The following is a 5,025-nucleotide window of genomic DNA, read 5'->3' as shown; positions in this document are numbered from 1 at the left end:
GCACTACTTGTTCACTTACTCATTCCTTTTATAAAGACTAATAGTGTTGATTCGAGCGGTGAAAGCATCAGAACTACTATTTATCTTTTTTATTATTTTCAGGGAGATACTAGCAGACTCTTAATCCCATATATTTTTTTAATTCTCCTATTCTTAGCTCTCTACCTTAACTTCATTCAAAAAGAAGCCAAATATTTTGATATTTTACCTTTATCCCTTGTTCCAATTCTTTTCTATACATTTTTCATTGGATTGATTTCCTTGAGTCAACCTGTTGCCCTCCCTCGTTTTGAGGTATACATTGAATGGGGTTATATGGTACTACTTTCCTCTGTTATCGCATATTATGCAATTTATATATATCTTAAAAAACAAAAAATCAACCTGATTAATCATTTAGAGGAAAGAGAAAAGGAAATTAAACCTCCATCATCTAACACTAGTACTGAGAAACGTTGGATTGTTTTTCTGCTGTGTTTTTCTGCTTTACCAATGGCTGTTACTGTTCCTGCATTAGGAGCCTTTGCCACAAAATTCATGAATCATGAAGAATTGACCTTTTTCACCGCTTTTGGTATTCCATTATCTAAGCCCGAGTCCTATTTTTATTATCGATTTTTTTCAAGCTTGGAAAGTCTAGTTAATTCTCCTATTTTCATTTCATTTATCACTTTCATTATTTTTGCGTCTGGAATTCTAGCTATTCGGTCAATTATGAAGCACTCAACCATTCAAATTGTGGAAATATTCTTTATTATTGCTACACTGCTTTTTCTGCTATTGATGAATACCTATACAATTTTATTTCTTTATATTTTTTTCCCTTGGTTTCTTATTCCTTTTTGGATAATTTATGATGGTCGTAAAGACTTAAATTTACAAAAAGAAGGAATCCTCCTTTTAACATTCTTCCTAGCTATTGGAACTATACTATTGTTTATTCAATTTCTGCTTCCATTTGATCTAGAATTGTTTGCATCATATCCAGGGTTAGATCAGATAAGAATACGCCCTACTTTTATTTTCTTGATATTCCCATTTCTTCTATCTGTGATTCATCGAATGGGTAAAATTAAATGAGTATTAATTGCTTTACTCTATTTTGTAGTTTTTCCGAAGTAGATTCAGCTAATTTATCGGATATTCTTAGTGCTCTATGTAAACATGTGTCCTAGCAACCATGTTTTTTCCTCAATTGACTCATAATTACCCCTAAAATGGTTCTAATTATGATAACACTTTTGAATTCCAACAAACAATGAAAAACTTCAGTTCAAGTATCCTTTGCAATTTTTCCAACTTTAAGAGGACTCGTTCTGAATTCAGGACTTAGGGGAGAAAATTTAAGACTATTTATCCAATAAGCAAACCAATCCTATATTAGTTAATTTGAGATGTGTAGTTAAAATGACCTTTGAAAAAGCTAGAATGGATTTCCCATTATTAGAAAGAGTAAATTATCTATCAACTGCAAGCATCGGACTTGTACCTAACTCTGTCATTGATAAAGCAATTTCCACATTTGTTGATCTGGCACAAGGGGGAACTATTGCCTTAAATGAGGATAAAGAAGTTTCTATATATGAAACTCTACGAAATGAAGGTTCAAAATTATTAAGCTGTAATAAGAAAGAGATTGCTGTTTTTAACAGCGTATCTGAAGCAATGAATGCTATTGCCTGGAGTTTGGGGATAAAATCTGGGGATATTATCTCTACATCCGAAGAATTCCCGAGTGTGACCTACCCTTGGTTAAGGTTAATGAAAGATACTTCACTTAATATCGACATCATTAAAGCAAATAAGGGCTGCATTTCTAATGACGAATTACTTAACAGGATCAATGAAGATACTAAAGTTGTTGTTTTAAGTCATGTTGAGTATTCTACGGGACAAAAGTTTGATTTAGCACAATTAGCGGATGCAGCTCATGATGTTGGAGCCCTTCTCATTGTAGATGGGATTCAAGCTGCAGGATATTGTCCACTTTTTGTTAAAAAATGGGCTGTTGATGTTTATATAACTGGTAGTTATAAATGGCTCTGTGCTCCTTTTGGAACAGCCATTGCATATATTTCTCCCACTTTATGTGACCGACTCGAGCCAGCTCTTGTGGGATGGAGATCTGTAGAAGACATCTGGAGCTTCAATCCAGAGAAATTGGTATTCACGACTGGTGCCAAAAAATTTGAATATAGTACCAGTGCCTATGGAGCAAAAATCGGTTTGGCAGAAGCTATTCGCTATTTAAATGAGTTGGAAATTCGAAATATTGAGTTACATTCCGAAAAATTGATAAATATTCTTTTAGAGGAATTAGGACAGATTAAAGGAGTTAATTTAATTACTCCAAGCCTACGTGGTTCTATAGTAACTTTTAATATTAATCAAAAGGATATTACAAAGATTGGACAACAACTAGCAAATCTAACAAGACCAATCATAATTACTATTAGACAAAATAGACTAAGAATTTCTCCACATTTTTATAATAGGGAATCTGATATACTTGATTTCATAGATGAATTTAAGAAAATCATTCAGTAAATCCAGTCTTGTATCATCAGATAAAGGATGTGATTTAATGACAGAAATCGTCTATCTTCCCCAAATCAAAGAGACTATAAAGAAAATTAACCTGATTGAAATAATTGAAGAGGGATTCGTAGCATATTCACAAGGAAAAGTAATTGTGCCACCTGTAGGGGAAATGATTTTTGAAAACCCTCCAGGAGATTGTCATATTAAATATGGATATATTGTTGGTGACAATTATTATGTTGTAAAAATAGCTCAAGGATTCTATGAGAATCCAAAATTGGGTCTCCCTTCCACAAACGGATTAAATATTTTATTTTCACAAAAAACTGGTGAAATACTTTGTATTTTACTTGATGAAGGCTTTTTGACAGATATAAGAACTGCAGTAGCTGGAGCCATTGCAGCCAAATATATGGCTCCTAAAGAAATAAATACCATTGGTATTATGGGGACTGGAATGCAGGCAAAATTACAATTAAAGTATTTAAAATCAGTCGTTGATTGTCAAAATGCATTTATCTGGGGGAGATCTGAAGAAAGCCTTCGAAGATATACAGAGGAGATGAGTGATTCAGGTTATGACCTTCAAGTAACCCAGAAACTCCAAGATATCCCTCGAAACTGTAATTTGATTGTCACATGTACTCCCTCAAAAGTACCTTTAATTCTTGCTAAACACGTACAAAAAGGAACTCATATAACCGCGGTAGGTTCTGATACTTCTGAAAAACAAGAATTGGAGCCAAAAATTCTCAGAATAGCTGACAAGGTGATTGTTGATAGTATTTCACAAGCTCAGTCAAGGGGAGAATGTTATCATGCTCTTCAAAAGAAAGAAATCGTGAAAGAAGACTTGATTGAACTTGGAAATATGATATTAGAAAAGACACTCCAAAGAACTACAGAAGATGAAATAACCATCGTGGATTTAACAGGAGTCGCTGTCCAAGATTTACAAATATCTAAAGCGGTTTATAAAGCAGTAAACTGAAAAATTGATTCAATAGAGATGTTACTAGACTAAGAAATACAATTTAATAACCCTTCTAGAATCTAATAATTTCTTCCTAAAAAAATATTGGATGATCTAATATTGTATTAAAATCGGATTAAAACACCTAAAAATACAATTAAAGAATACCAATATAATTATTATTTGAATGTAAATAATTTATGGGATTTGTTTACAAAAAGCCTGATTATAATTAAAGATTGATGGGCCTCCGCCCGAATGAAGAAATAAAATCTTTTCATTTTCAGAAAAATTTCCAGATTTAATCATATCAATTATACCTACCATCGCTTTACCATTATAAACAGGATCTAGAAACACCCCTTCTAATTGTCCGACCAACTTTACTGTTTCCACCATTTCTTTGCTTGGCAAACCATATCCGGGTCCTTCATACCCAGTTACTATTTTAGTAGGAATTCTCGATAGATCTTGGTTTACATTAAATTTCGACTGGAATTCTTTTACAATCCTGACTGTTTCAGTTTCTAGATATGATGCATCAATTCCTGCGCTAATAGAAATAATGTTGATCTCAGGATAAAACAATTTTTTTCCGATTAACAATCCCGCTTGAGTTCCACTACTCCCAGCAGCATGTACAAAATAATTAAATTCAATATTAGATTGCTTGATTTGGTTTTTTATCTCTAAAATGCAATTAATGTACCCTAAAGCACCAAGAGCGTTTGATCCACCTGTAGGAATTATATATGGTTTTTTACCTTTTAAAATTAGCTTTTTCTCTCTTTCCCTCATATAATTTTTTCTATCTGATGAATTATTAACAATGTAGAGAGGTATTTCAAGAATTTTGAATAATAAAAAGTTACCTGTGATTTCTGAGGGTTCTATACCAGATAAAACAAGTTCACAGTTAATTCCGAGCTTTGATGTGCAAGCAGCTGTTTGTAGACAGTGGTTTGAATTGATTGCCCCTTCTGTTATGACTGTATCCGCGTTCTTCTGAAGTACATCTGCGAGTAAATATTCTAACTTACGATTCTTGTTTCCACCAAAAGCAACCCCTGTAAGGTCGTCTCTTTTCATATATATTTGAGGCCCTTCCAGATAATCAGAAAGTCGATTTAATGCTACAATTGGTGTTGGTAACAAACATAAATCTATTTTGGGGATATCATACAAGTTGAATGACATATTTATCTCCGAAGCTTTTATTTCAGGGGTAATTTATCAAGTTTCTTTTGAAATCATATTTTTAGTCTTTGATTTAGGCTGAGTGTCAGTTCTATATAACAAAAACTCAAAGAAATACTATAAATTCAGAAAAAAATGCTAATTACCACTTAGTGAGTTTTATCTCGATATTCTGATCTGTTTTTATTTTCTTATCCAAAGACTGGAAATGATAATTCTCTACTTCAGTGGGATTCAGACAGAGCGTTTTTACTCCTTCTATGGAAACCAGTAATTTATGTTGTAGGACTGAGGTGCTAAAAGTCGAAAAATGG

Annotated in this window: 4 protein-coding genes; 3 read left to right on the top strand and 1 reads right to left on the bottom strand. The window is 32.9% G+C overall.

Annotated elements, in window-relative coordinates:
- From ACWVCY_RS14760 to ACWVCY_RS14750, 3 genes are all read left to right on the top strand, one after another.
- Positions 1–1,080, top strand: a 1,080-nt coding sequence (locus ACWVCY_RS14760; protein WP_455143846.1) for a hypothetical protein, incomplete at its 5' end; no start/stop codon positions are given.
- A gap of 327 nt (positions 1,081–1,407) precedes the next feature.
- Entirely contained in the window at positions 1,408–2,547 is a 1,140-nt protein-coding gene (locus ACWVCY_RS14755) for an aminotransferase class V-fold PLP-dependent enzyme (protein WP_455143844.1), read from the top strand.
- 37 nt (positions 2,548–2,584) lie between these two features.
- The gene (locus ACWVCY_RS14750; RefSeq protein ID WP_455143843.1) at positions 2,585–3,532 is read left to right on the top strand and encodes an ornithine cyclodeaminase family protein; all 948 of its coding nucleotides are present in this window, start codon (positions 2,585–2,587) and stop codon (positions 3,530–3,532) included.
- A 180-nt stretch (positions 3,533–3,712) separates the two neighbouring features.
- Here ACWVCY_RS14750 and ACWVCY_RS14745 read toward each other — a convergent pair whose 3' ends face one another.
- Complete coding sequence (locus ACWVCY_RS14745; protein ID WP_455143842.1) at positions 3,713–4,711, bottom strand: D-cysteine desulfhydrase family protein; 999 nt, start codon at positions 4,709–4,711, stop codon at positions 3,713–3,715.
- Positions 4,712–5,025: the final 314 nt, after the last annotated feature.

The organism is Candidatus Hodarchaeum mangrovi, assembly GCF_975850365.1.
This window is presented reverse-complemented; position numbering and strand designations above follow the sequence as displayed.

What these genes read in the sequence shown, in the direction of transcription:
- ACWVCY_RS14750 (WP_455143843.1), top strand. Translation starts at nt 2,585, where the DNA reads ATGACAGAAATCGTCTATCTTCCCCAAATCAAAGAGACTATAAAGAAA.
- ACWVCY_RS14755 (WP_455143844.1), top strand. Translation starts at nt 1,408, where the DNA reads ATGACCTTTGAAAAAGCTAGAATGGATTTCCCATTATTAGAAAGAGTA.
- ACWVCY_RS14745 (WP_455143842.1), bottom strand. Translation starts at nt 4,711, where the DNA reads ATGTCATTCAACTTGTATGATATCCCCAAAATAGATTTATGTTTGTTA.